This is a genomic window from Edaphobacter sp. (assembly GCF_028283685.1).
GTDB lineage: Bacteria > Acidobacteriota > Terriglobia > Terriglobales > Acidobacteriaceae > Edaphobacter.
This window is the reverse complement of sequence record NZ_JAPWKF010000007.1, coordinates 541590-568370: the sequence shown is the minus strand read 5'-3', so window position 1 is coordinate 568370 and position 26781 is coordinate 541590. Positions and strand designations below refer to the sequence as shown.

13 protein-coding genes and 1 riboswitch are annotated in these 26781 nt (G+C 59.4%); of the genes, 10 read left to right on the top strand and 3 right to left on the bottom strand.

What is annotated here, in order from left to right:
- Positions 1-183: 183 nt before the first annotated feature.
- Positions 184-1488, top strand: a complete 1305-nt coding sequence (locus PW789_RS13070) for a hypothetical protein (RefSeq protein WP_299377070.1) — start codon at positions 184-186, stop codon at positions 1486-1488.
- A gap of 17 nt (positions 1489-1505) precedes the next feature.
- Here PW789_RS13070 and PW789_RS13065 read toward each other — a convergent pair whose 3' ends face one another.
- Positions 1506-4265, bottom strand: coding sequence for a glycosyl hydrolase 115 family protein (locus PW789_RS13065; RefSeq protein WP_299377067.1), 2760 nt, complete (start codon positions 4263-4265; stop codon positions 1506-1508).
- 179 nt (positions 4266-4444) lie between these two features.
- Between PW789_RS13065 and PW789_RS13060 the strand changes: the two genes are divergently transcribed.
- Together PW789_RS13060 and PW789_RS13055 are read left to right on the top strand one after the other, a co-directional pair.
- Positions 4445-5230, top strand: a complete 786-nt coding sequence (locus PW789_RS13060) for a DeoR/GlpR family DNA-binding transcription regulator (protein WP_299377065.1) — start codon at positions 4445-4447, stop codon at positions 5228-5230.
- 265 nt (positions 5231-5495) lie between these two features.
- Positions 5496-6770 (top strand): rhamnogalacturonan acetylesterase, encoded by a 1275-nt coding sequence (locus tag PW789_RS13055; protein WP_299377063.1) that lies wholly within the window; start codon positions 5496-5498, stop codon positions 6768-6770.
- 66 nt (positions 6771-6836) lie between these two features.
- Here the strand turns inward: PW789_RS13055 and PW789_RS13050 are convergent, their stop codons facing one another.
- Positions 6837-8795 (bottom strand): beta-galactosidase family protein, encoded by a 1959-nt coding sequence (locus PW789_RS13050; RefSeq protein ID WP_299377061.1) that lies wholly within the window; start codon positions 8793-8795, stop codon positions 6837-6839.
- A gap of 285 nt (positions 8796-9080) precedes the next feature.
- Between PW789_RS13050 and PW789_RS13045 the strand changes: the two genes are divergently transcribed.
- The 6 genes from PW789_RS13045 (at position 9081) to PW789_RS13020 (ending at position 21457) form a co-directional block, all read left to right on the top strand.
- Positions 9081-12884, top strand: a complete 3804-nt coding sequence (locus PW789_RS13045) for a carboxypeptidase regulatory-like domain-containing protein (protein WP_299377059.1) — start codon at positions 9081-9083, stop codon at positions 12882-12884.
- 79 nt (positions 12885-12963) lie between these two features.
- Complete coding sequence (locus tag PW789_RS13040; protein ID WP_299377057.1) at positions 12964-14487, top strand: sulfatase; 1524 nt, start codon at positions 12964-12966, stop codon at positions 14485-14487.
- 163 nt (positions 14488-14650) lie between these two features.
- Positions 14651-14833, top strand: a riboswitch (cobalamin riboswitch).
- 101 nt (positions 14834-14934) lie between these two features.
- Complete coding sequence (locus PW789_RS13035) at positions 14935-17787, top strand: ribonucleoside-diphosphate reductase subunit alpha (RefSeq protein ID WP_299377055.1); 2853 nt, start codon at positions 14935-14937, stop codon at positions 17785-17787.
- A gap of 29 nt (positions 17788-17816) precedes the next feature.
- Positions 17817-18953 (top strand): ribonucleotide-diphosphate reductase subunit beta, encoded by a 1137-nt coding sequence (locus PW789_RS13030; RefSeq protein WP_299377053.1) that lies wholly within the window; start codon positions 17817-17819, stop codon positions 18951-18953.
- Between the two features lie 397 nt (positions 18954-19350).
- Complete coding sequence (locus tag PW789_RS13025) at positions 19351-20943, top strand: FAD-dependent oxidoreductase (RefSeq protein WP_299377052.1); 1593 nt, start codon at positions 19351-19353, stop codon at positions 20941-20943.
- A gap of 31 nt (positions 20944-20974) precedes the next feature.
- On the top strand, positions 20975-21457 hold the full coding sequence (locus tag PW789_RS13020) for a Rid family hydrolase (protein WP_299377049.1): 483 nt from the start codon (positions 20975-20977) through the stop codon (positions 21455-21457).
- A 67-nt stretch (positions 21458-21524) separates the two neighbouring features.
- Here the strand turns inward: PW789_RS13020 and PW789_RS13015 are convergent, their stop codons facing one another.
- Positions 21525-22763 carry a dipeptidase gene (locus PW789_RS13015; RefSeq protein ID WP_299377048.1) on the bottom strand — a complete coding sequence of 413 codons (1239 nt, stop codon included), beginning with the start codon at positions 22761-22763 and terminating at the stop codon, positions 21525-21527.
- A 557-nt stretch (positions 22764-23320) separates the two neighbouring features.
- Here PW789_RS13015 and PW789_RS13010 point away from each other — a divergent pair.
- Positions 23321-26758, top strand: coding sequence for a carboxypeptidase regulatory-like domain-containing protein (locus PW789_RS13010; protein ID WP_299377046.1), 3438 nt, complete (start codon positions 23321-23323; stop codon positions 26756-26758).
- Positions 26759-26781 lie beyond the last annotated feature (23 nt).

The window sequence follows — 26781 nt, the reverse complement described above, 5'->3', positions numbered from 1 at the left end:
GCTCAGAAACACGTTAGGCACGCGACAGCGGTTGACCAAGGTACTTACGGTAAGCAGAGGTGAAAAGGTGCTGTAAGTTGCACATTCATATGGGGGAACGCGGGGTTGCGGAATCGACGTATAATACGCCGATCCGTGGGGTATTAAGAATGCCTGCATCGGAGTTGAGAAGAAAACCCGGCTATGGCAACGCACGATCTGATCACACCTTCGGCCGATGACGGCATCTCGATTCATGGAGAGATGTTCAGTCGTGCCTACATCCTGCTCCATCTTGAAAAGATGGTCAGCAGCAGGCACTTTCGCAACAGCAAACGGTACCCGACGTTTTTACGATTCATCGTCGAGCAGACGCTGGAAGGGAAGACGGATCTGCTAAAGGAGCGAACGCTGGGTACCGACGTCTTCGGGAGGCCGAGCGATTACGACACGAATGCAGATCCTATCGTTCGAGTGACGGCCGGCGAGATTCGCAAGCGCATCGCGCAGTACTACCAGGAAATCGGACCAGGGGAGGAGCTAAGGCTCTATCTTCCAGTGGGTTCTTATGTGCCCCAGTTCGTGCACGCAACGCACGCCCCGCTTTTGCCGGAGCACGAGACAACGGAGGCAGATCTGGACACGGCCCAGGCCGAAGAGGTCGGATCGCCGAAGTCGATTGTGCAGCCTCATCGTTCTGCGTCCGCTACGAAGAGCATGGGACTTTGGAGCGTTCTCGCCGTGATGACGGTTCTGGTCGGTGTGATCGGCGGAGGCCTGCTTGCCGAGCGGTCGAGGGAGCAGCAGGGAATCCGCTCTTTCTGGAGCCCGCTGCTGTCATCAGGAGAACAGGTGTTTATTGTTATGGGCGTCCACTCTCTTGGAGCTCACGGAGAAGTCACGGAGGATCAGGGAACGACGGGGGCCGCGAACTCGGCACAGCCGAACATGTTGGCCAGCATGACCGAGCGGGATATGGTTCCCATCAGCGATATTACGAGCTACAGCAGGATGACCGATCTTTTGACGAGGCATTCGCGGAGCTACCGCCTCAAGGGATCGTCAGAGACCTCACTGGAAGAGCTGAGGGAGGGGCCAGTGATTCTGATCGGCGGTCTGGATAATGTGTGGACGCTGCGGCTGACGTCGAGTCTGCGGTTTTACTTCTCCCGCAATGGTCAGCTGAGCAGCGCGATCCTCGATCGGCAGCAGCCTGCGACGATGCTCATATTTAACAATATGCAGGCAGTCCAGGGCGACTGCCGGGATTATGCAATCGTTGCCAATTACTTCGATCCTACGATTCGGCAGCGTGTGCTGATCGCGGCAGGGATTGGCAAGAGCGGGACGCAGGCCGCGGCGGAGTTTGTCACCAGCAACGAAGAGCTGAAGGCATGGCAGAGCGGAAAGGGAGCTTCCGGCAAACAGAACTATGAACTGGTGCTTGCGACGGACACAATTAACGGTGAGCCGGGACCGCCTTCTGTCATTGCATCGACGTTCTGGTAGGTTCCGGACGCAAGCCGTTAGCGCTTGCTTGCCGCGGTGTGAGGTGTAACTGCCTTCGAGGGGGCAGTGGCTGGAGGGACGGGATAAGCCGGCGCGGCTCCGGGGAACGTAAGAACGATGTGCTGGAAGACGACGCCTGGGTCGCGGTAGAAGAGGGTCAGCGTGTGATGGCCTGCGTTGAGCGAACCAAGTTTGATTGTGCTGATCGCGTCGTTGCGCAGAACGTTTTCGGCCCAGCCTGAATTTGACGGGCCATCCCCTGCGACGGCTGCAGCTACGGGCTCTGTCGGGGCCGCAGCGTCGAGTTCGATGGGGGGCTGATGGTCGATGGCGACGGCGAAGCGCAGCTGGTGCTCGGAGTCAACAGGGAAGGTCGGCAGCAGATGCAGGGCCAGTGTCGCGGGACCTGAAGTTTTAGCTGTGAAGTCGTACTCGATCCACGGCGACTTTGCGGGTGCAGGTTGATTGGCCAGCAGGCCGGGCGAACCGAAGACGACAACGCTGGCTGGACCGTCTGCTTCATTCGAGATGCCGAGATGAGGAATAACCGTCCACGACGCCACGTCGGTGTCCAGCCTGCGATTGAAGTGAGCAGCGGCGATGGAGATGGTGCTCGCCGCGGCGGAGGCGGATTGGGGCGCCCATGATGGTGGTGTGGATTCCGTGGTGCCTGATGAAGCTGGACCGGTGGCGGGCATCTCGAAGACGTGGCGATTGCGCGGATGCGAGGACATCATGCCGTCCCACTTTCCGTCTGCAAGGGCGTTGTACTGCGCGGTGAGCTGCTGGATCTCGTCGTAGGCAGTGTGAGCCTCGCGGGCCGCCGCCGTAGGATCTTCAAGCGGTTGTGGCAGGTTGGGGGCAGATGAAAGGAAGCTGCGGTCAGTCTCGAGGAACTTGAAGTTCTGCTGCGCGGCGGCCTCGATCGGGTACTTCACCAGTTCGAAGAACGCGTTTTTGTATGCCTCCGGAAGATGCTGCGCCAGTGCTTGTTCGGTGTGGCGCAGCTCGCGCCAGTGCTGGCTGCGGTCGGTGTTCTGGTTGGCGAGCGAGCCATGTTCGGGCGGAACCGTGCCCCAGGCATAGGGGTTGAAGCTGGTGCGGCGGACGCCGTCGTTGTAGCCGTTGAAGCCCATGAACTCCGGCTTGCGAATGAAGTTCAGCTGGTAGTAGCGAGTCATGAGCTGCGCCATCTGCGATGCGAAGGCGGAGGGCTTGACGTGATCTTCGGTGACGGGGAACTGCTCGGCGAACCAGCGCTCGAGAAAGGTCTGGGGATCGAGCCGTGATATAGCCGGCTCGTCCCAGGCCAGCTGCATGAAGTAGTCGATGTCGATCTCGGCTGGCTTGAGGTCGCCGACGTTGAGCACCCAGTAGCGACGTGCGTTGTGTTCGTAGGCCTTGGTCATCTCCTCGCGGATGAGGGCAGGCGGCGTGGTGCAGAGCCAGAGATAGTCGTGCGGAGCGCCCCAGTAGGAGACGTGATAGTAGATGCCGGAGCCGCCGGGGCGGCGTTGCTCTTCGGCGTCGGGCAGCTCGCGAAGGTAGCCGTAGTTGTCGTCGGTCCAGCCTAACGTGACGTCAGGCGGAACCTTCATGCCGACGCGATAGAGATCGAGCGACTCCTTATAGAGCCAGATGATCTGTGGGATCTTTGTGATGTCGGGGTTCACGCGCTGCTCGAGCAGATGCCGCTGTGCCTCCACGACGCTTTCGACCAGACGGGCTTTGACCTCGGGGCTGCCGGTGGCTTCTAGACCGGAGTCGTGCAATCCGCGCAGGCCAACGGTGTAGAAGTTCTCATAGGCACCGTTTTCCACGAGACGTTTATCCCAGTAGGCGCGCATCGCGTCGGCGTTCTCCTGGTAGTTCCAGGGGCCGTCGGTCTTTCGGTTCCATTCGCCGACGTTATTTCGCAGCAGGGCCTCGGAGTGGGAGGAGCCCATCACAATGCCCCATTTGTCGGCGAGCTTCGCATTCTCGGGCACCGCATTAAACGCCAGTGAGCCGGGATGCATCGCTGGCCACAGCGAGTTGGCATGCAGGCGCAACAGCAGCTCGAAGATGCGTTCGTAGGTGTGCGGGCCTATATTTCCGTGGCCGCGATCGATGGTGGGGTCCATCTTCTTTGCCGCCCATGGGCGCAGCCCCCAGTCTTCGTCGTTCAAAAAGATGCCGCGATAGGGCACGGACGGCTCGTGCTGGAGATGCGAGCCGGAGCGAATATAGATGGCGCGGTGATGCGCGACCGGCACGTCGGCCCACCAGGTCCAGGGGGAGACGCCCATCTGGCGCGAGATAGTGAACAGGGCGTATGCCGCGCCACGACGGTCACTGCCCGCGATCACCAGTGCGCGACGAACGCCCGGCATGGGAGAGGGAACGACGGCTGTGACTGCGCTCTCCCATCGCCCGGCGACGGCGGAGACATCCAGCCGGTGCTCCGCGACCAGGCGATCGATCTCCGGCGAGTGGCCGAGGACGCCGACGATCACGATGTCCTGGGTATGCTGCTGATCGAGGGCGGAGAAGAGGCGCGGCGCAACGCCGGCCACCTGTTTCACGTCGGAGGCAAAGGCTTCGGCGACGACACGAACTGTATTTTGGCTCTCGGGAGAGACATAGAGGTCTGCTGCGTGCGACTCGGTGGCAAGAAGAAACTCTGACGGGGACGGTGCGCGGTCGAGACTGACGAGTGGTGACGCGGATTGTGCGAAGGAGACGGCAGAGAAGGCGATGCAGGCCGCGAACGGCAGAATCGAAGAGGATTTCACCATGGATGTTTGCCCCGACGGCTGCTGTTGGCAGCGCGCACCGATCTAGTGTATCGGCAGGGGCGGATAGCCCGGCTCTGGGCCCATTGTGAGGGAGAGTATGGTGAAGCAGTCGTTTGTGGGAGGGTATCGGTCTTGGAATATCGCGTCATGAATTCGATGCGCTAGACTGGCGACGTCCTATGTCCATCAAAACAGAGAATCGTGGCGACCAAGTCATGAAAGCCTTGCTGCGAACAGGCGAGATCTCGGTGCAGCAGCTGGCCGAGCAGGTTGGCACGTCCGCGCAGAACATCCGCAGGGATCTTGGCCGTCTGGAACGGCGAGGCCTGGTCCTGCGAACGCACGGCGGGGTGAAGCTGGTCGAGCCGCTGCTCTATGAGCCGTTTCGCCACGACACCTCCTTCCAGGCCCGCGAGCATCGCGCAGCAGATCAGAAGCGCCGCATCGCCCTGGCGGCAGCGGATCTGGTGCAAGAGAAAGACGTCATCGGCCTAACGGCGGGGACGACGACGACGCAGATTGGCCGCGCGTTGCGCTATCGCCGCGGGATCACGGTGGTGACGAATGCTGTGAACATCGGCATGGAGCTTTGCAACCAGCCCGCGATCAAAACCATGCTGACCGGAGGCACGCTGGCATGGGCCTGGACCTTTGCGCTCGCAGGTCAGGCCGCGGTGAACTTCCTGCGCGACGTGTTTATGGACAAGGCGTTTCTCACCGTGACCGGCTTCGATCTGAAGCACGGTTTGACGACTCTGGAGGTGGAGGAGGCGGCAGTCGCAAGCACCATGCTGCGGCAGGCGCGAAAGGTGATCGTCGTTGCCGACTCGTCGAAGATCGGCAAGGTCAGTCCGGCGCTGGTTTGCCCGATCTCCAGTATTCACACGCTGATTACGGATGATGGCATCGCCGATGACGTGGTGGATTGCCTTATCAAGCAAGGCATTGAAGTCATCGTCGTCTAGATGTGCAAGGCCGCTGCCAAGAGACGGAGCGCGCTGATATGGGGCTCCGCCTTTGTTGGTGGCAGCGCATCTCAGGAAGATTCTTTTGCGCTGCATTGAGGCACTCCGCATTTCACGCCAACAAGGTCAGCAGACACTTCCTTAGACTGCTGTCTCTGCCACGTTGAACGTGCTGGGCGATTAGCGCCTGCGCCGGTGGATTCCGGCGATGCTTGGAGTTTGCTCTAATCTAAAGACTCGATTTCGCATTCAATTCGGAGTGGTTATGTTCAAGGTCGTACTTCCTCTGCTCTGCCTGGCGGTTACGTGTTCTGCGCAAACTTTTCTGTGTGGTGCAGGAAAGAGCGCGCCCGGGACTACGGTGTTGCAGGCATCCACCATATACAGCGACAAGGCAGCGGGATTCGACCTGGAAGCCTCCCCTGCTGTGAGCCCCAGCGGTTGCAGTTCGGAGAGTGGCTTCTTCTTCTCCGTTCCATTGGAGGAAGGGAACTATCGCGTCACGGTCGTCCTCGGCGGATCGTACGCCGCGGTAACGACCGTCCGTGCGGAAGCGAGGCGGTTGATGCTCTTCCACGTGGCGACGGCCGCGGGAAAGACGCGCACCGAGAGCTTCGTGGTCAACGTACGGCGGCCGGAGATCGCAGGAAGTGGTGGGCGTGTCGTAAAGCGCAAGCCGCGCGAGTTGAACTCACTGAACTGGGACGACAAGTTGACGCTTGAGTTCGCGGGAACCCATCCCTCGGTACGCAGCATCCGCATTCAGCCAGCCGATCCTGCGACTCCCACGGTTTATCTTGCGGGTGACTCGACCGTCGTCGATCAGGATAATGAGCCCTGGGCGGCATGGGGACAGATGCTGCCAGGCTTCTTTGGACCCGAGTTGGCGATCGCGAATGACGCTGAATCCGGCGAGACGATCGCCAGCTTTGAGGGGGAAGGCCGCTTCGCCAAGATCTTCAGCACGCTGCATCGCGGGGACTACCTCTTCATTCAGTTCGCCCATAACGATCAGAAGCCGGGCAAAGGCTATGTGTCGCCGGAGCGATACGAAGATCTTCTCCAGAAATACACGAATCTGGCGCGAAGCAAAGGCGCGACGCCGGTCCTGGTGACGAGCATGAATCGGCGAACCTACGATCGTGGCGGACATGTGACCGACACTCTTGCTCCCTATCCCCAAACCATGAAGAAGCTGGCGGATGCGGATCATGTGTCCCTCATCGATCTGAATGCGATGAGCAAAATACTTTACGAGGCAGTCGGCGAGGCGAAGTCAAAGAGCCTCTTCGTCTATGCCGATGCCAATACCTATCCCGGGCAGATCCAGCCGCTGCATGACGACACGCACTTCGACGGTTATGGCGCCTATGAACTGGCGCGATGCGTCGTGCTTGGGATTCAGCAGGCAGGTCTTCCTTTGACCAGGCAGCTGCGCCAGCCGTCGCTGCGCTTCAATCCTGCGAAGCCTGACTCGCTGCAAAGCGTCGTCCTGCCGGTAGCACCGTTTTTTAATCTGGAGAAGCCATACGAGCGTTAGGTGCAAATTACGCTCGACCTCTTAACGGCAGAATCTCAGGCAACGCTTATACGGAAGATGGCCAGGTTACGGAACTGGCTTTTTCGTGGCGTCTGCGGGAGCTGCCAGCTTGGTGCCGAACTCTCCGTCGTCGGACTTCTTCTTGTGTCGCTCCGGATCACTCTCATACCCCGGTGTCGGTGCATCAAGAATTGCCGCGTTCAGCCCCTTCAACGTGGGTGACGGCGCTGTGCTGAGAAGTTCGAAGATGGCCACGTCATTGCGCCCTTTTTTCAGCCATGGAGCGGGCACATAGAGAGTGCCCTGCGGCCCGATGTTCCAGAAGCGTCCCAGCGGGTGGCCGTTGATCCAGATCAGGCCTTTGCCCAGGCTGCGAATGTCCAGGTAGCTGTCACCGACGGTCTTCAAGGTAAAGCTGCCGGAAGAGAAGTGCGGACCATCGGCGCTCGCTGCACCTGCTTGCGGAGGCGTCTGCATGGGAAGGGAATAGATCTCCCATCCTGTAAGCGGCTTCTCTCCCAGCACCGCTGCACGAAAGCCCTTGCGCTCATCGCGCATCCACTTGGTGGAGTTGAGCCGTCCGGTGTTTTCGACAAGAATGTCGAGACGCGAAGGGCCGTCTGTCTTGAGAGGAATTGCGTCCTGATGATAGTGGCGGTCGAGTGTGCCGACCTGCTTGCCATCGAGATAGACCACGGCGAAGTCGTATGGATGATCCAGCTTGAGTACGGCATCTACAGGATCGGTCAGCTGCTTGCGATAGAGCACGTAGCCGTAGCTCTGGTCGAGTTGTTCCATCGTCAGCGGCTCTTCACTTTTAACTGGCGCGGGAAGTGTCTTCCAGAGCGATGCCGTTGGGGCGAGCCTGAATTCAGGGATGGCTATAACGGGTGTGGTTGACGGCACCGGCAGCGGCTTCTCGTGCGTGTACTTCAGGATGACGTCGCGGTAGGCGTAGAACTTGGCCGTGGGATGCCCGGCCTCATCGATGGGCGCGTCATAGTCGTAGCTGGTGACGTTTCCGCGATACGCCCCTGTGCTTTGACTGGCACCTGCCATCTGGCCGAAGCTCGTGCCGCCGTGGATCATGTAGATGTTTACGCTGCCGTTGTGGCTGAGGATGTAATTCAGATCCTCCAGTTGCGGTCCGACAGGGCGAGTCTCATGAGGATGTCCCCAGAGATCGAACCAGCCGGGCCAGTATTCCGTGGCGAAGAGCGGCTGCCCCGGACGAAGCTTTTCCAGTGCTTCGAAGGCAGGCTTCGCGCGTCCCGTTCCGAAGTTCACGCCCGAATAGACGCCCTCGATCATGCCGTTGGCGAGCGCTTTGGAGGGATCGACCGTATAGAGCAGTGCCTTGTTGAAGCCGGCGCGCAGAAACAGATCGTACATCTGCTTCATATAGATGTGATCGTTGGAGAAGTTGCCGTATTCGTTCTCCACCTGCACGGCGATGACAGGACCGCCATTATCGACCTGAAGCGGGCCAAGTTCCTGCGCGAGGCGCCTGATCCAGTGCTCGGCCGGTGTCATGAACGCAGGGTCCCTGCTCCTGAGCGCCGTCGCCATCTTGGGATCCTTCAGCAGCCACGCCGGAAAGCCGCCAAACTCCCACTCCGCGCAGCTGTAGGGTCCTGCGCGCAGCAGCACCTTCAAGTGCTCTTCCTGGGCCATTTTGATAAAGGAGGCGAGATCGTTGTTTCCCGTGAAGTCGAAGACGCCGGGCTGCGGCTCATGAACGTTCCAGAAGACGTAGGTTGCGATCGTGTTCAGGCCCATCGCTCGCGCCATGCGGAGGCGCGCCCGCCAGTACTGCCGCGGAATGCGCGCATAGTGAAGTTCCCCGGAGATGACCTGGAAGGGCTTGCCGTTCAGGGTGAAGTGATCTCCTTCCACGGCGAAGCGATGGGCAGAGGGCGGCTGCGAAAACGCTGTCGCCGCCATCAGGGGCATCAAGGCCAGCAGGGTGTATGTCCGGAGAGTCTTCACCAGCGAAGGGTAAGGAGCCGAAAGCAATGATGTCAATAGAAGAACTATTTCCTGTACACCATACTGCCTATTTTGTTTACGGATATCCCAAATGCCCGTGTTGTCTGAAAATGCAGTAAAGGTGCGGATTCGAAGAAGTGTGGCTGCAATTAGGGAATTATTCTTCTATTGACAAACGTATTTTACGAAGAGTACTTTCACGCACGTTATCGAAAGCTTCTGGAGGAATGTCTGGTGACTCTTCATCTTCGAGGTGTCCTCGCCGGTTCACGGCGTCTAGCACCCACCGCAGCATTTGCTGCCGCTCTAAAAGTTCTTCCCATGGTTTTTGCGATCGGGTCCGTAACGCACGTTGGAATGCTGTATGCCCAGACTGCGGGTGAAGGTGCAATTCAAGGTACGGTGACCGATGCAACGGGAGCTGTTGTTCCCAATGCAAAGGTGACGGCAAAGAACCAGGCGTCCGGCGTGACAACAACACGTTCGACCACGGGAGATGGCCTGTATACGATCTCTCCGCTGATCCCCGGCAAATACGACATCTCAGTCAGCGCTCCCGGCTTCTCTGGCCTGACGCAGCAGAACATCCAGGTCGACGCACTGCATACGGTTGGCGTGAACCTGGCCCTCACGATCGGACAAGCGGATCAGAGCGTGACCGTCTCTGAGGCTCCTCCGCAGCTGGAGACGACCAACGCGACGCTCGGCGCCGTGATGGAGAACGAGACCTACTCCAATCTTCCCCTGCAGATGAGCGGACAGCAGCGTGATCCGACCGCGTTCGCAACTCTCGTTCCCGGAGCGCAGAGCGGCTCCCGGTCGCCGATTATTGCAGGCACGGGAAACTATCTTGCCGAGGTCTATCTCGACGGCCTTCCGGTGTCGACCATCAATCAGCAGGGAGATAACCGTCCGATCTCGAACGGCCTTAACGTCGACGCCGTCGATCAGTTCCAGGTCGTCACCAGCAGCCCACCGGCTGAGTATCAGGGCGCCGGTCTGATCAACTTCACCATGAAGTCGGGCGGCAACAAGTATCACGGCTCCGCGGCGATGTTCTTCCGCAACACCATCTTCGATACGTGGGGCTACACGGCGAAGTCGGCTCTGGCGACGAACCCGAATGCGAAGAAGCCGTACGAAAACCAGAACGAGATTGCGGGCACGTTCGGCGGCCCGATCCCGTTGACGCACAATAAAGGCTTCTTCTTTGCCTCGTATGACCGCTACCACGGCCGTAACGGCGCGAACCCGGTCTCGAATACCATTCCGACGACCCAGATGCAGGCCGGTGACTTCACGCAGCTACTGCCGGCTGGAACGAATCTGACCAACACCTCGCAGACCGGCCTCGCAGGTCAGATCTACGATCCGACCACGACCAGCTGCGTCGGTGGCACCTGCACCCGTCAGCCCTTCCGCGGACAGCTGAATGGCACGCCGACCCTCAACGTTATCCCCGCCAGCTATCTCTCGCCGATCGCTCAGGCCATGCAGAAGTATCTGCCGCAGCCGACGAACTCGAACCGCGAGAACAACTACCTCGGCGGCCTGCCCTCGGGCTACGACAACTGGTCGTTCGATACGCGCGTGGACTACGACCTGACCTCGCGGCAGCGCATCTCGTATGTGCTCGGTATGGGAACCCGTACCAACCAGCCTTACGTGATCGGCAGCAGCACGGTCCAGCTGCCGCTGCCCTATACCTGGGGAACCTACGCCAGCATCAAGCCGTTCATCACGGACGTGGAGCACTCCTGGGCGATCACGGATCGACTGGTGAACCAGTTCAAGTTTGGCTTCACGCGCTTCGCTCAGCCGGTTACGGCGCTTACGCAGGGCGTAGCCGGTTACCAGGCAAGCGATCTCGGAATCACCAATCTCCCCGGCGGACAGGCCTCGCAGAACTTCCCCGGAGCAACCTTCGGAACGACGCAGCTGTTTGGCACGGTGCAGGGACAGTGGACCGGCGCAGGTGCTTCCACAGCCTCCGGAGCGACCGTTCCGAATACCTTCACCCTCGTCGACAACGTTGCGCTGACCAAGGGCAAGCACTCGCTCACCATAGGAATCCAGATGCAGTGGCTGCAGGATAACGTCGCCGCGCAGAGCGGTCCCAGCGGCATCGTGGTTCTGCCGTTCAATGCCAATTCCACCGCGAACTTTGCGGGCAGCACGCTGTCGACGGCATCGTCGGGTTACTCCTACGCCAGCTATATGCTCGGCGCAGTGGGCGGAACGCCAACCTATGCCATCCAGGCGACGAGTGAGACCGGCGGCCGCTACAAGGCAGTCTCTCCCTATATCCAGGATGACTGGAAGGTAACGCCGAAGCTGACGGTTAACATCGGTCTGCGCTGGGATTACTTCTCGCCCTTCCACGAGGTGCTGAATCGCTGGAGCTATCTCGATCCCACGATGACCAATCCTGCAACCGGAAACCTCGGCGCGCTTCAGTTCGCAGGTAACCGCGGTGCCGGTATCAGCTGCAACTGCGCCACTCCTGTCCACGCCTACTTCAAGAACATCGGCCCTCGTCTCGGCTTTGCCTATTCGGTGAATGACAAGACCGTTATCCGTGGCGGATTCGCGATAGCGTACTCCCGCGCAGGCGGCGTTGGTGGTCGCGCAGGTGCTGGTACCGGTACAGGTCAGCTCGGACTTACCGGAGTGACGGCTACGGCTCCCGCCGAAGTGGCCACCGGAGCGGGCAGCGGACCTTCCTTCTACCTCAACAACAGCGCCGGGTTTGCGGCGCTGGGTATGGGCAACACGGACTGGGGCGGCCCCGGCTACACGGCTCCCTCGGTGACGGCTCCCAACGCCTCCAGCCTTATCCTGAATACTGGCAACTATCTCAACAGCTCCGGTAACTTCGTCACGGCAGGTTCCGCTCCCGGATATGCCGATCCGTATCTCTCGGGCAGGGCACCGCAGGTCGTCTTCTACAACGCGGGCGTGCAGCGTTCGATCACCAATGATCTGACGATCGCGGTGAACTACGCCGGCAGCCAGGCTCACTTCATCAACCCCAGCGGCGCCAATGGTCGCGGTTACTGGTCCAACAGCCTGAACCCGGTCTACCTCGCCGGGCTGGGTGGTGTCTCCTCGGCTACGTCGACGACGTCGTCCATCCTCGACGCTCCTGCAACCTCGGCCAACATCGCGAAGGCGCAGGCGGCGATGCCAGGAATTCAGGTGCCATACACCGGAGTGGCAGCGGCCGCGGCAAAGAGCAGCCGTCTGACGATCTCGCAGATGCTGCGGGCCTTTCCGCAGTACTCCAGCGTCTCCGATCTCTGGGGCGCCAACATCGCCAATATCAGCTACAACTCTCTCCAACTCTCGCTGGTTCAGAGGAGCTGGAAGGGCTTGAGCTACACGCTGAACTACACCTACGCGCATAACATCGGCGACGACGGCACCTTCCGTGGCGGTTTTGATCTGCCCTCGGGAGTCGTCTCGGGAACCTCGGCCTCTTACTCGCAAAACCGCATCGACCGTTCTTCGAGCACACAGGCGGTGCCGCATTCGGTCTCGGCCTTCGGTGTCTGGCAGCTTCCCTTCGGCAAGGATCACATCGGCGCGAACAACGCCCTGGTGAGGACGCTCGTGGGAGGATGGCAGATGTCCGGCATCTTTACCTACATTGGAGGATCGCCGGTGGCAGTCACATCGTCGGGATGCCGCACCGAGGTAGGAACCTGCGTTCCGGACCTCAACGCGGACTATCACGGAACCGGCCGTATCAACGGTTCCTACGGCAGCAAGAACACGGGATCGGACTTCACCACGCAGTATCTCGATCCCAATGCATTTGCTGCTCCGAAGAACCTGTTCACCGCGGCCAATCCCGTCTACCTGATCGGTAATGCAGCAAGAACGCATGCCTTCAACATGGAGACGCCTGGAAAGTACAACCTCGACATGGGCGTGAAGCGTTCGATCAATCTCGGAAGCGATCGCTACAAGTTCATCTTCGAGGCGAACTGCCTGAACGTCACCCACAAGCACACCTTCACTGGATTGAACTCGGTCTGGACCCCTGGCTCCACGACCTTCGGTCGGTTCACAGGTGCATCCGGAAACCGTGACTGGCAGCTGGCAGGGCACATCAACTTCTAGTTGATACCAGCCGCAGCACAACACGACGGGCGAGCTCAGGCTCGCCCGTCGCCGATTCAACGACAGGAAGAGAGGTCTTATGTCGTCCCGTAGAAGTTTTCTATCCGGTATCGCGGCCACGGCCGGGCTCGGCGCGGTCAGCGTCTCTGCTCAAGCATCGAAGCCTCACTCCGCCAGCTCCAAACGCAAGCGGCCGCTGAATGTCCTGTTCATCATGTCCGACGACATGAACGCCGAGCTTAGCTGCTACGGAAGCCTGTCGCGCGCGCAGACGCCGCACCTCGACGAGTTGGCCAGCAGCGGCGTGCGCTTCGATCGTAACTACTGCCAGTTTCCTCTCTGCAATCCGTCCCGCGCTTCGCTGCTGACTGGCCGCAAGCCCAGCCTGACGACGGTGCTGGGCAATCGTACCGATGTGCGCGCCGCTCATCCCGACTGGGTCAGCCTGCCGCAGCACTTCAAGGAGAACGGCTACACGACCTTTCGCACCGGAAAGATCTTTCACGGCGGCCTCGACGATCCCAAGGCCTGGACCACTGTAGGCTTCGACGAGGCGAAGGTCGCAGGCAAGACGTTCCCCGACGAGACGGTCATCAAGGCGCCACAGGAGCCTGTGCCACCGCCACCGCCGGGCATTCCCGGGCCGCTTCCCAATCACGGTGGCGAAGAGGACGGCTCTCACGGAGCGCACTCTGACCGCATGCTTGTCGTTGCAGGCGACGGGACGGGACATCCGGAGAATCACTCCGCGGATCTCGCCATCGAGTTCCTGCGCAAGCACGGCGATCGGCCCTTCTTTCTCGGCTGCGGTTTCTCCAAGCCGCACAGCCCGCCGGAGGCTCCGCAGAGCTTCTACGATCTCTACGACCTGGACAAGCTGGAGTTGCCGCAGAACTTTGATGCCTGGCCGACCGTGCCGCAGGGGTTCCCTGCGGCCTCCATTCGCAAGGTTAACGCCGATCTCTTTATCCGCCGTGGAGCCAGCGAGCTGGAGGCGAAGATGGTCCTCCGCGCTTATCTCGCCTCTATCTCCTGGGTGGACTGGAATATCGGCCGCGTCCTTGAGGCTCTGGATGAGCAGGGGCTGCGCGACAACACCGTCGTCGTCTTCGTCCCCGATCATGGCTACCAGCTCGGCGAGCGCGGTAAGTGGTCGAAGGCAGGATCCCTCTTCGAGATGGGAACGAGAGTCCCGCTCATCATCCGCGTGCCCGAGGGGAAAGGGAACGGGCGAAGCTGCTACCGCACCGTGCAGTCCCTCGACCTCTACCCCACGCTGGCGGAGATCTGCGGTCTGCCGCACGATCCCCAGTTGCAGGGACGAAGCCTGATGCCGCTCCTCAACGATCCCTCCAGCGCGTGGGACAATCCGGCCTTCAGCATCTGGAGCGAAGACGGCCATACTGTCTACGGAACGGCGGTGCGCACCGAGCGTTGGCGCTACGTGGAGTTCGGCGAAAAGGCGGCGCACGGTGCGATGCTCTTCGATGAACGAGCTGATCCCTTGGAGCTGACCAACCTCGCCGACGATCCGGCACATGCCTCCATCCGGGCTCATTTGTCCGGCTTGATCGCGCAGTACAGCGCCGATCAGATGGCATAGACGGCCAGTCAAAAGGCAGTATTAAACCCAGCGGATCTCAGAAATGCATCCGCTGGCTTTCCTGCGCGGGCACGCGGCCGGTGAGACCGGCGGATGCTATGCGTAGAGGTATTCTGCAAGATATTCACAAGATGTAGTATTGCGTCGCGACAGGACTCTAGATATAGTGAGCTAGTTCCTTGGTTCCTCATACAGAGGGTGAAAAGGGAATCCGGTGAAAATCCGGAACTGCCCCGCAGCGGTAAGCAGGTACGAACGCCGAAACGACACTGGGTATCACCCGGGAAGTCCGGCAAGTAGGTTGATCCTGTAAGTCCGAAGACCTGCCACGGAAATATTCGCTGACGCCTCCGAGGGGGGGCGAGGTGGCAGCGGCTCGTCTTCTCGTTCCGGGAGATGTCTCGCTGTCGTCCCCGCATCGCTTCCGAGGCCACAAGGAGACTCCCCGTGGCCGCATCGACGCAATCATTCGACACTGTTCCTTCACCTTCACCCTCCATTTATTCGAACGGGGCAGGCTCCACTCCCCAGTCGCACAACGGCTTCCAGGTCATCCGCCGCAACGGAACCTTTTCGCCCTTCGACGCCAATAAGATCGCAGTCGCCATCACCAAGGCGTTTGTCGCGGTCGAAGGCACAAGCGCCACCTCTTCGCGCCGCATCCACGAGGCTGTGAATGCGCTGACGCACGATATCGTCGAAACGCTGAGCCGCCGCGCCGATTCCTCTCGCGCCATCCATATCGAAGACATTCAGGATCAGGTTGAGCTCGCCCTGATGCGCAGCAGTGAGCACAGGGTCGCTCGCGCCTACGTGCTGTATCGCGAAGAGCGCGCCCAGGAGCGCCGCCGCCAGGAGGAGCAGGTGCCGGTCTCGCGCGCTCGCCTGCAGGTCCGCCTCAGCGATGGCCGCACCGAGCCGCTCGATGAAGCTCGTATCGAGCGCGAGGTCAAAGGCGCTTGCACTGGCCTGGACGGAGTCTCCCCCGAGGCTGTGATGGCCGAGGTGCGCCGCAACCTCTATGACGGCATTCTGTTGCATGAGATCGGCCTCGCGCAGACGATGGCAGCTCGTTCTCTCGTCGAACAGGAGCCGAACTACGCCTACGTCAGCGCGCGTCTTCTGCTGAACAACCTGCGCGAAGAGGCCATTGCCTTTGTGCTGCCTTCGAGTGTCTCCACCTCGCAGAGCCACAGCGATCTTCGCTACGAAGACTACTTCCCGGAGTTTGTGAACCGTGCAATCAAGCTCTCCATCCTGGATAAAGAGATGGGCAGCTTCGATCTCGCACGCCTTGCTGCCGCTCTGAAGCCGGAGCGCGATCAGAACTTCCAGTTCCTCGGCCTGCAGACCCTGTATGACCGCTACTTCCTGCACGAGGGCGGTGTTCGCTTCGAGCTTCCGCAGGCGTTCTTCATGCGCGTCTCCATGGGGCTGGCCATGCGCGAGATCGACCGCGAAGGGAAGGCTATCGAGTTTTACGAGCTGCTCTCGTCGTTCGACTTCATGTGCTCAACTCCAACCCTGTTCAATGCGGGAACATTGCGTCCGCAGCTCTCGTCCTGCTTCCTGACGACGATCTCTGACGACCTCGACAACATCTTCAAGTCCATCAAGGACAACGCTCTGCTGTCGAAGTACGCCGGTGGTCTCGGCAACGACTGGAGCGGCGTGCGTGGCCTCGGCGCGCATATCCAGGGCACCAACGGTCAGTCGCAGGGCGTCGTGCCATTCCTTAAAGTCGCCAACGATACTGCCATTGCGGTGAACCAGGGCGGTAAGCGCAAGGGCGCGGTCTGCGGCTATCTCGAGACGTGGCACATCGACATCGAAGAGTTCCTGGACCTGCGCAAGAACACCGGCGACGATCGCCGTCGTACCCACGACATGAACACCTGCAACTGGGTTCCCGACCTCTTCATGGAGCGAGTCGAAGCCGATGGCTCGTGGACGCTCTTCTCGCCCGACGAGGTGCCCGATCTGCACGACCTCTACGGCAAGGCTTTCGCAGAGCGTTATGCTTTCTATGAAGAGAAGGCTGCCCGCGGTGAGATCAAGGTCGCCCGTACCCTGCGCGCCCTCGACCTCTGGCGCCGCATGTTGACCATGCTCTTTGAGACCGGCCACCCCTGGATCACCTTCAAGGACCCATGCAACCTGCGTTCGCCGCAGCAGCACACCGGTGTGGTGCACTCGTCCAACCTCTGCACCGAGATCACGCTGAACACCAACGCACGCGAGATCGCCGTCTGCAATCTCGGTTCGATCAACCTTGCCAATCATGTCACCGCAACCGGCATCGACCAGGTGCGCCTGAAGAAGACCGTCGACACCGCGATGCGCATGCTGGATAACGTGATCGACATCAACTTCTACACCGTGCCCGAGGCGCGCTACTCCAACCTGCGCCATCGCCCCGTCGGCATGGGGTTGATGGGATACCAGGATGCGCTGTACGCCCTGCGCATACCCTTCGTCTCCGACGAGGCCGTACGCTTCGCCGACGAGAGCATGGAGCTGATCAGCTTCTACGCCATCTCGGCGTCGGTCGATCTGGCCGCCGAGCGTGGACGCTACGCGACCTTCGATGGCTCGCTCTGGAGCAAGGGCATCCTTCCGGTAGATTCCGTGGAGCTCCTGCAGACGAATCGCAGCGCGCCTCTTGAGCTGAGCCGCGCTTCCACGCTCGACTGGGCTACGCTGCGCGAGCGCGTGAAGACGGTCGGAATGCGTAACTCCAACACCATGGCCATTGCACCGACGGCCACGATCTCCAATATCTGCGGCGTCACGCAGTCGATCGAGCCGACGTATCAAAATCTCTTCGTGAAATCGAATATGTCGGGCGACTTCACGGTCGTCAACGCTGCGCTGGTGCACGATCTCAAGCATCGTGGTCTGTGGGACGAGGTGATGGTCAGCGATCTGAAATACTTCGACGGTGCTCTGGGAGCGATCGACCGCGTGCCCGAAGATCTGAAGAAGCTCTACGCCACCTCCTTCGAGATCGATGCGACGTGGTTGATTCAGGCGGCAGCGGTTCGTCAGAAATGGATCGACCAGGCGCAGTCGCTCAACCTCTACATCGCGGAGCCCAGCGGAAAGAAGCTGGATGCCATCTATCGCGAGGCATGGCATGCCGGTCTCAAGACGACGTATTACCTGCGCTCGCGCAGCGCAACCCACGTGGAGAAGTCGACGCTGAAGCGCACCGATGGAAAGCTCAACGCCGTCTCGGTTGAGCCCATCTCCATCAAGGCTTGCTCCATCGACGACCCAACCTGCGAAGCCTGCCAGTAGACCTGAAGGACGAGAAGAGGAGAACAGAGATGCTGGATTGGAATGAGAGTGTCGTTGCTGTAGCTGCGCCGGAAGAGAGCCCGGCGGCAGCAAATGCAGAGGCTGTTGTGGCGGACGCAACCGGCCTGGGAGAGATTGCACGTGGAGCTGCCCGTGTCCGTGTCGATGACAAGGCAATGATCAACTGCCGCGCCGATGTCAATCAACTGCTTCCGCTGAAGTATCGCTGGGCGTGGGAGAAATATCTCTCCGGCTGCAACAACCACTGGATGCCGACGGAGATCTCGATGCAGGCCGACATCGCCTTGTGGAAGAGTCCGAACGGCCTGACGGCGGATGAGCGGCGTTCGATCAAGCGCAACCTTGGCTTCTTCGCCGCATCGGAGTCGCTGGTGGCGAACAACATCGTGCTGGCAATCTATCGTCATCTCACCAACCCGGAGTGCCGCCAGTATCTTCTGCGGCAGGCATTCGAAGAAGCGGTGCACACGCACACCTTCCAATACATCGTGGAGAGTCTCGGTCTGGATGAAGGCGAGCTCTTCAACATGTATCGCGAGGTGCCTTCCATCACCGAGAAGGCTGCGTGGGCCATCAAGTACACGCAGCACCTCAGCGACAGCACCTTCGAGACAGGAACGACGGGTGCCGATCAGGCGTTTCTGCGCGACCTCATCGCGTTCTACGTCGTCTTCGAAGGCATGTGGTTCTACACCGGCTTTGCGCAGATCCTCTCGCTCGGCCGCAGAAACAAGATGGTGGGTATCGCCGAGCAGTACCAGTACATTCTGCGTGACGAGTCGATTCATCTGAACTTCGGCATCGATGTCATCAACCAGATCAAGCAGGAGAATCCGCATCTCTGGAACGACGCCTTCCGCGAGGAAGTCAGCGGGATGCTCCGCTCCGCCGCAGAGCTGGAGGCTGCCTACGGCCGCGACACGATGCCCAACGGCTTCCTCGGGCTGAGTGCCGATCTCTGCGAGCAGTACATGCACTTTATCGCCAATCGCCGCTGCGCGCAGATCGGCCTGGAGCCCGTCTTCACACAGATCGAAAACCCCTTCCCCTGGATGTCGGAGGCCATGGACCTGAAGAAGGAGAAGAACTTCTTCGAAACCCGTGTGATCGAGTACCAGAACGGCGGCTCTCTCGCCTGGGATTAGGTCAGTCTTTTCCGCCTGCTGAGCCTCGAGAGGGCTCGGCAGGCGTCGAGAAGCGGCTTGTGAGACTGCTCCTGATTGTGAAAATCAATCACGGCAAAGGAAATTTCGATGAGGCTCCGGAAGAACTCGGACGTCCATGCGAGTAGCGTTCAAATCCTGCGAAGTGAGTGGCAATTCAGCACTTTCTTTAAAGCGGATTCGCGGCAAATCCGTTAGAGTGGATGCATAGATTTTATTGATAGCTGTCTTTCCAGCTGCGTAGCCACGATGCCACGCGGCAAATCTCCCTTCATTTCTTTTTGGGCCAACGCCTGTCCGCATCTGTGAGCCACTGCTCTCAGAAGGGCTCGCATTTGTTTCCGGCAGTACATTCAACATTCAGGAAGAAGGTACTTCGATGGGATTTACCAGACGCGATTTTTTGATGCGTGTCGGGCAGGCTGGCGGATACAGCGCTGCGTTCACAACCATGCAGTCTCTTGGACTGCTGCCAATGAAGGCAGAAGCCGCGACAGCGATCGCCGCTGCTCCGGGAACCGGCAAAGGCGTCAAGATTGTTGTACTGGGTGGCGGCGTCGGCGGACTGATGACGGCCTATGAGGCCAAGAAGCTCGGCTATGACGTCACGCTGCTCGAAGCAAGGCATCGCCCCGGCGGACGCGCATGGAGCGCGCGCAACGGCGATGTCGTCGAATTCGTCGATGGAACCAAGCAGCCGATTACGTGGAGCGAGGGCCTCTATCAGAACATGGGACCGGCACGTCTGCCCTCCGTGCACGGAACGATGCTCGGGCTCTGTCGCGAGCTCAAGGTGCCTTTGGAGGTCGAAGTCAATACTTCACGCTCGACCCTGCTGCAGAACGACAAGGTCAATGATGGCAAGCCCGTGCAGCAGCGCAAGGCCATCAATGACACGCGTGGCCAGATCAGCGAACTGCTCTCGAAGGCGATCTCTGGCGGCGCTCTCGATCAGGAGCTGAGCGCAGAAGACAAGCAGCGCATGGTCGAGGTGCTCAAGGTCTATGGATCGCTCGACAAGGACAACAAGTACAAAGGCTCCGATCGTTCGCAGGTTCTTCGTTATCCAGGAGCCGGCCCTCAGACGATGCTCGTCGATACCAATACCCTCGGCGTCCATGAACTGCTGGATGCGAACTTCTGGAACGCCGAGCTCTACGAAGAGGCATGGGACTGGCAGGCGACGATGTTCCAGCCCGTCAATGGCATGCAGCAGATCTCCATCGCGCTGGCCCGCTCGCTGGGCCCGATCGTCAACTACGATTGCCCCGTCACTGAGATCGCCAAGACCTCGAAGGGCGTGCGCATCACCTACACCAAGGGCGAGAATGGCACGCCGAAGACTATCGAAGCAGATTACGCCGTCTGCGCCATGCCGCTGACGATCCTCAAGAAGATCAAGGCCGATCTGGACCCGGCGCATCGCGGTGCGGTCGATCGTGGCGGTTCGTCGTATCGCGGTTCGTTTAAGATTCCGTGGGAGTCGCGCCGCTTCTGGGAGACGGACTACAACATCTACGGTGGCCTCTCATTCCTCGCCAAGGGACCAAGCCCCATCTGGTATCCCAGCGCGAGTATGTTCTCCGATCGCGGCATCGTCGTCTCGGGCTACATGGACGAGGCTGTGGGCGACTTCGACAAGCTGTCGATGCAGGAGAAGTTTGAGGCCTCTCGCGCTTCCATCGAGAAGCTTCACCCCGGTCACGGCAAGGAGCTGGAGAAGCCGATCTTCGTTGGCTGGAAGCATATCAAATGGAACGAAGGCTCCTGGATCGGTTCCACGCCGCAGGCCGACTACGACATCATCACGCAGCCTGACGGTCCCATCTACTTCGCTGGCGATCACACCAGCCACGTCGTTGGATGGCAGGAAGGCGCAGCCCTCAGCGGCAAGCGTGCTATCCAGATGATCAGCGACAAGGTTAAGATGGCTCGTCTTGAAGGCAAGCACCGCGATACCGTCTCGGCATGATCACGCAGTTCAACCGACAGGAGAACTCTCAATGAAGAAGACCGTACTTGCCATGACCATGATGGCTGCCTGTGCTGTTTCCATGCCGGCGCAGACCGTGGTGAAACACATCCAGGACGAGAAGGCTGCGATCGCCAAGGGAGTCTGGGCCGGAGACACGTACTATCTCAGCGGCCAGCTCGCGTCGCCCGTAACACCCGCCGATCCCGCCAAGGGAACGCCGGCAGAATACGGTGACACCAAGGTGCAGGCTGCCAGCGTCTTCGCCAAGATTCAGGCGGCGCTGAAGGAGCAAGGGCTCGACATGAAGGACGTCGTTAAAATGACGGTCTTCCTCGGCCCCGATCCCAAGCTTGGCAAGCTTGACTTCGCCGGAATGCAGTCGGAGTACGTCAAATACTTCGGCACGGCAGAGCAGCCCAACAAGCCGGCTCGTTCGGCCTTCCAGGTTGCGGCGCTGGCCGCTCCCTGGGCCGCGCTCGAGATCGAGGTCATCGCTGTGAAGAGCAAGTAAGCTTAATATCAACATCAAAAAGAGGAGGCCACGCGGCCTCCTCTTTTTGCGTCTCTGCAAACGACTTCTATTTTTTTGCGATGTCGGAGTGAAGCGCAGGCATTGACTTCAGCTCACTGGCACGCTGTTCCACGGCATGCATCACGCGCAGCAGGTTGCCGCCGTAGATCTTCTTGATGTCGTCAGCCGAGTAGCCCTTTTCCAGCAGCGCCTTTGTGAGGGCAGGGAACTTGTTATAGGAGTCGAGGTCCGGCGGAACGCAACCGACGCCGTCGAAGTCCGTGCCGATGCCAACATGGTCGATGCCGCCGATCTTCACCGCGTGATCGATCTGCGCGACGACATCGGCCAACGTTGCCGGTGGCACCTTGGCGTTAAACTCAGCGCGCAGCTTCTCGATCGCAGCTGACTTGGCTGCAGGGTCCTCGATCTTCATCGCAGCCATGTATTTCTCGCGAATCTCTGCCTCCGCCGGTTTCGCGGCGTCGTAGTAGCGTTGCGAGAGGAAGTCGCAGCCAAAGTTGATCTGCATGACACCGCCTTTATCGGCGAGCGCCTTGATCATCTCATCGGTCATGTTGCGGGTGTAGTTCGAGACGGCGCGGCAGCCGGAGTGCGATGCAATGATCGGTGCGCTCGATGTTGCCAGCGCATCCCAGAAGGTCTTGTCGGCCGTATGCGAGACGTCCACCATCATGCCCAGGCGATTCATCTCGCGCACCACATCCTTGCCGAACGGCGTCAGTCCATTGTGGTGCGTCACCTTTGGATCGTCGACGTCTCCCTGCGAGTCGGCCCAGTTGTTTGTGTTGAAGTGCGTCAGCGTCATGTAGCGGACGCCGAGGGCATAGTAGTCGCGTAGAAGGCGCAGCGAGTCCTCGATCGCATGCCCGCCTTCGATACCCATCAGCGCCGCAATCTTGTGCTCCTTGTGGGCGCGCACGATGTCGTCGGCCGTCGTGGCAAAGACAAAATCATTCGGGTGCGCTGCGACGACATCGGTGCGGACAGTGTCGATCATCTGCAGGGCACGGTTCGCCGCGTGGTTGCCGTTGACGTACTCGGCTCCCACGTAGACGGCAAAGAACTCCGCTCCCAGAAAGCCCTTCATGCGGGCGAGGTCGGTCTGCCCGTGAGCATTGGGCGTTGCGATGTCATAGCCTTCGACCGTCAGCGAGGTGACGTCGTCATGCGTATCAATCAGGATCGCGTCACGTGTGATGCGGTCGATCTGCTCCTGTGTCGCCTGGTGCTGCTGCGAGATGGCAGGCAGGGAGAGCGCAGTGAGCATGGCAATGCTGGACATGGTTCGAATCATCGGCAAAGCAAAACCTCGTTGTGATTTGTAGTTCTCACCATAAAGCAAAAATGTGCGAAAAGATGGATGGCATGGCAAAGCAACGATGTCGATGGAGCAGGAGGGGCAGTTGAATAGAAGATAAAATTGTCTGTTGACACCTATAATCTGCTCGACTAGTCTCATGAGCATAACTACAAGCTATATCGCTCCTTATTGAGGTCCCTTCCTCTTGGGATCTCTGCGAACCATGAGTTGCTGTTGTGCCCATCGTAGAGACAGCAGAAAGACTGTGGACACCATCTACCGGATGTCCTCGTTGCTCAATGAATTCTTGCCTGTAGTACCCTCCGGCGGTGCAGTCGGAGAGTTGTAGAGACCCCAGACGCGCTCTACGACAGTTCCCAAATACAAATGAAATGACCGTACCCGGCTCGCTTTGACTGCGGGTATCCCTTGTTCTATTGCCTGGGCTGTACGTGTCTTTCTGATCCTCGCCTCGTCCTCTTCGGACAAGGTGATCGACGCTCCTGTTTCTGAAGACAAGAATGTGCTGGAGGCTGTGTATGTATCGCTTGTTTGGTAAGGTTTACAGTCTGTTCCTGATTATGCTGTTCGCTGCAGCAGTGCCATCGGTTCTGGCGCAGTCGAACTATGGCGCAGTACGTGGACTCGTTGCTGATTCCCAGGGAGCTGGCATTCCAAAAGCCACGGTCGTGCTGACGTCGGAGGCCAACAAAATCGCGCGTACCACCGTGACCAATGGTTCCGGTGAGTATGCTTTCAGCGCTGTCAATCCCGGCTCTTACAGCATTGTGATTACAGCTGACGGCTTCAAGCGCAGCGAAGCGCACGCAGTCACGATCGACTCCGGTAACACCATCGGTCATGACGTCAAGATGGAACTAGGCTCCACCAGCCAGAGCATTGAAGTTTCCGCGGCTGACCCCGTCGTCGATAACACGACCTCCTACGGCGGTCAGATGATCGACTCGCAGAAGCTTCAGAACCTGCCGAACCCCGGTCGTAACCCCTTCCTCTTCTCTAAGCTCGATAATGCGGTCGCTCCCGTTGGTGACCCTCGCTTCGTCCGCTTCCAGGATCAGAGCGGTTCTTCGACGATCTCCATCGCCGGTGCTCCGAGCAGCTCGAATAACTACTCGGTCGACGGCGTGCCGATCACCGACCTCAACAACCGCGCCGTCATCATTCCCTCTCTTGAATCCGTCGACGAAGTGAAGATCCAGTCGAACACCTACGACGCCGAGATCGGCCGCACCAGCGGCGGTATGTTCAACACGACCCTCAAGTCCGGTTCCAGTGCATTGCACGGCGTGCTCATGGGCGAGACCCGTCAGACCAACTGGGGCGCCAACACCTTCTTCAATAATCACACCAATCCACAGACGCCGCGCGGCGCAGCCGAGTTCTACTCCTATGTTGGCAGCCTCTCCGGGCCTGTGCCGTTACCTCGCTGGCTCGGCGGCAAAGACAAGACCTTCTTCTCCATCACGGAAGAGGGTTATCGTCAGCGTTCGCCTTTCGTCAACAACACATCGTTCGCCGTTCCCACAAACCTGCAGCGCACCGGTGACTTCTCCGAGGTTGGTACGGTCTCCGCAGATGGCACGACCTGCGTCAGCGGCACCTGCATCAAGAACCTTGCGGCTGGTGGCACAACGTATTATCCCGGCAATAAGATCACCAACATCAACCCCATCGGCCTCAAGCTCGTTCAGGCCTATCCTGTTCCCAACACCAACATCACTGCTCTTGGTGTCCCTAACTTCAACGGTGGCGATACACTCGGCGACCGCGCTGACGAGTTCATCGGCAAGGTGACGCATCAATTCTCCACCCGCTGGCTGGCCGACTTCTACTACATGCACTACGGTTCAAAGGAGCCTGGCGGCAACCCGCTGCAGACGCAGGCCAGCTACTCGGGCTCTTACCTCCTCTACCGTAAGGTGGACGCTATTGGTATTCAGAACACCATTACCCTGAATCCCACCACCGTACTGACGGTAGGCTTTGGGTTCAACCGCTTCCCGAACGACACGCAGGACATCAGCAACGGATTTGATCAGTCCACCCTGGGCTTTCCCAGCTACTACACGGCATCGATGTCGAAGAAGGCATTTCCCCGCATCGTGACGGACGGAAGCTGTCCTAACGGAACGACCCTGGTGTGCGAAGGTACCTCCAACTCGGGACCGGCCTCATTCTTCTCGCGCAATTTTGTTGCAGGCGTGGCTAAGTCGTGGGGCAAGCATAACTTCAAGGTTGGTTATAACTACCGCGCCATCAGCGTCACCTTCACCAGCCTCAGCGACACCTCTGGAACGTTCACCTTCAACGCGCTTTCTGGTGCTGCTGCTGCCGACATGCTGCAGGGCTACCCGACCACGGGCTCGTTGATCGTTCCGTCCAAGCTGGCATACACCACCCCCTACCAGGCGGTTTACTTCCAGGACGACTACCGCATCACCCCGAAGTTGACGCTCAATTTGGGCTTCCGGTATGAGCACGAGAACGGAATCCACGAAAGAAACAACCAGATCTCCGTTGGCTTCGACCGCACGGCAACCTACAACGCTCTGAACAGTGGAGTTCAGGCGACGGGCGGTGTCATGTTTGCCGGTCAAAATGGCTATGGCACCAACACTGGAAATATGGGGAGTGAATACAACCCACGTGCCGGTTTCGCTTATGCCCTTGATGACAGCACGGTGCTCAAAGGCGGATACGGTGTGTTTTATATCCCGCAGGTCTATAGCAATACCAATAGCTATGCGCCGGGTTACAACCTGACAAACTCCATCCCAACGCAAACTGCCACCAATGCGCCGATTACCCTCAGCAATCCTTATCCCACGATCCAGACGACCCCAACCGGCAACGCGAATGGGCTTGGTACGAGCATCGGATCGACGCTCTCCCTGATCGACCAGTATCGTCGCTCACCACTTTTCCAGAGCTACTCGTTGTCTCTGGAGCACGAATTCCCGCTGGGCCTCGCCTTGAAGATCGGTTACATCGGTGGCCACGGCCGAAATCTCACCAATAGCCTCAACTTCAACCAACTCGCGGATAGCCACTATTCGCTCGGTTCCGGGCTTAGCACAAGCACCGTCAATCCTTACGCTGGCATCGGCGGCTGGAGCAGAAACTCTGTTGCTCGTTACCAGACCCTGCTGCCGTTTCCTCAGTACCAGGGAATTACCCTGGCGCAGAGCACGGGGGTGTCTGACTACAGCGGCCTTGCCGTCAAGGTGCAGAAGCGTTTCAACAAAGGCTTGACCATCCTCGCTTCGTACACCTGGTCCTCAAACTGGGATAACCTTTGGGGATCTTCCAGCACACTTAACTCCGGCAATAACGGTCCGCAGGATGCCTACAATCTTTCGCCGGAGTACTCTCGCGCTATCAACGATATCCCCAACCGCTTCACGATCTCGGGAACGTATGAGCTTCCTTTCGGTCGTGGAAAGATGTTCATGAGTGGAGTCAACCGTTGGATGGATCTCATGATCGGTGGATGGCGGTTCAACGACATCATGATCATTCAGAACGGCGCCCCGCTCGCCATTACTCAAACGAATGCCAACAGCGCGCTTGGAAATGGCGCACAGCGTCCCAGCCTGATTGCAGGAGTGAACCCCTGTAAGTCCGGCCGTCCTGAGGATCGCCTGAACAGCTACTTCAACGCCAACGCTTACGCCATTACACCCCAGTACTCGTATGGTACGGCAGCTCGTACCAGCAGCTGCTACGGTCCTGGATATCTCAACTCCGACCTCTCCCTGAACAAGGACTTCCACGTGACGGAGAGGGTCCATGCAGAGTTCCGTGCGGAGGCTCTCAACGCCTTCAATACGCCTCAGTTCGCTACGCCGACTCTCTCGGTCGGTGGTGGCACCTCCCGCAACGCCTCCGCTGGCCAGATCACCGGCACACTGGGCTTCCCGCGGCTGATTCAGCTTGGAGCAAGACTCTACTTCTAACCAACACGCTTCAGTCACGAATG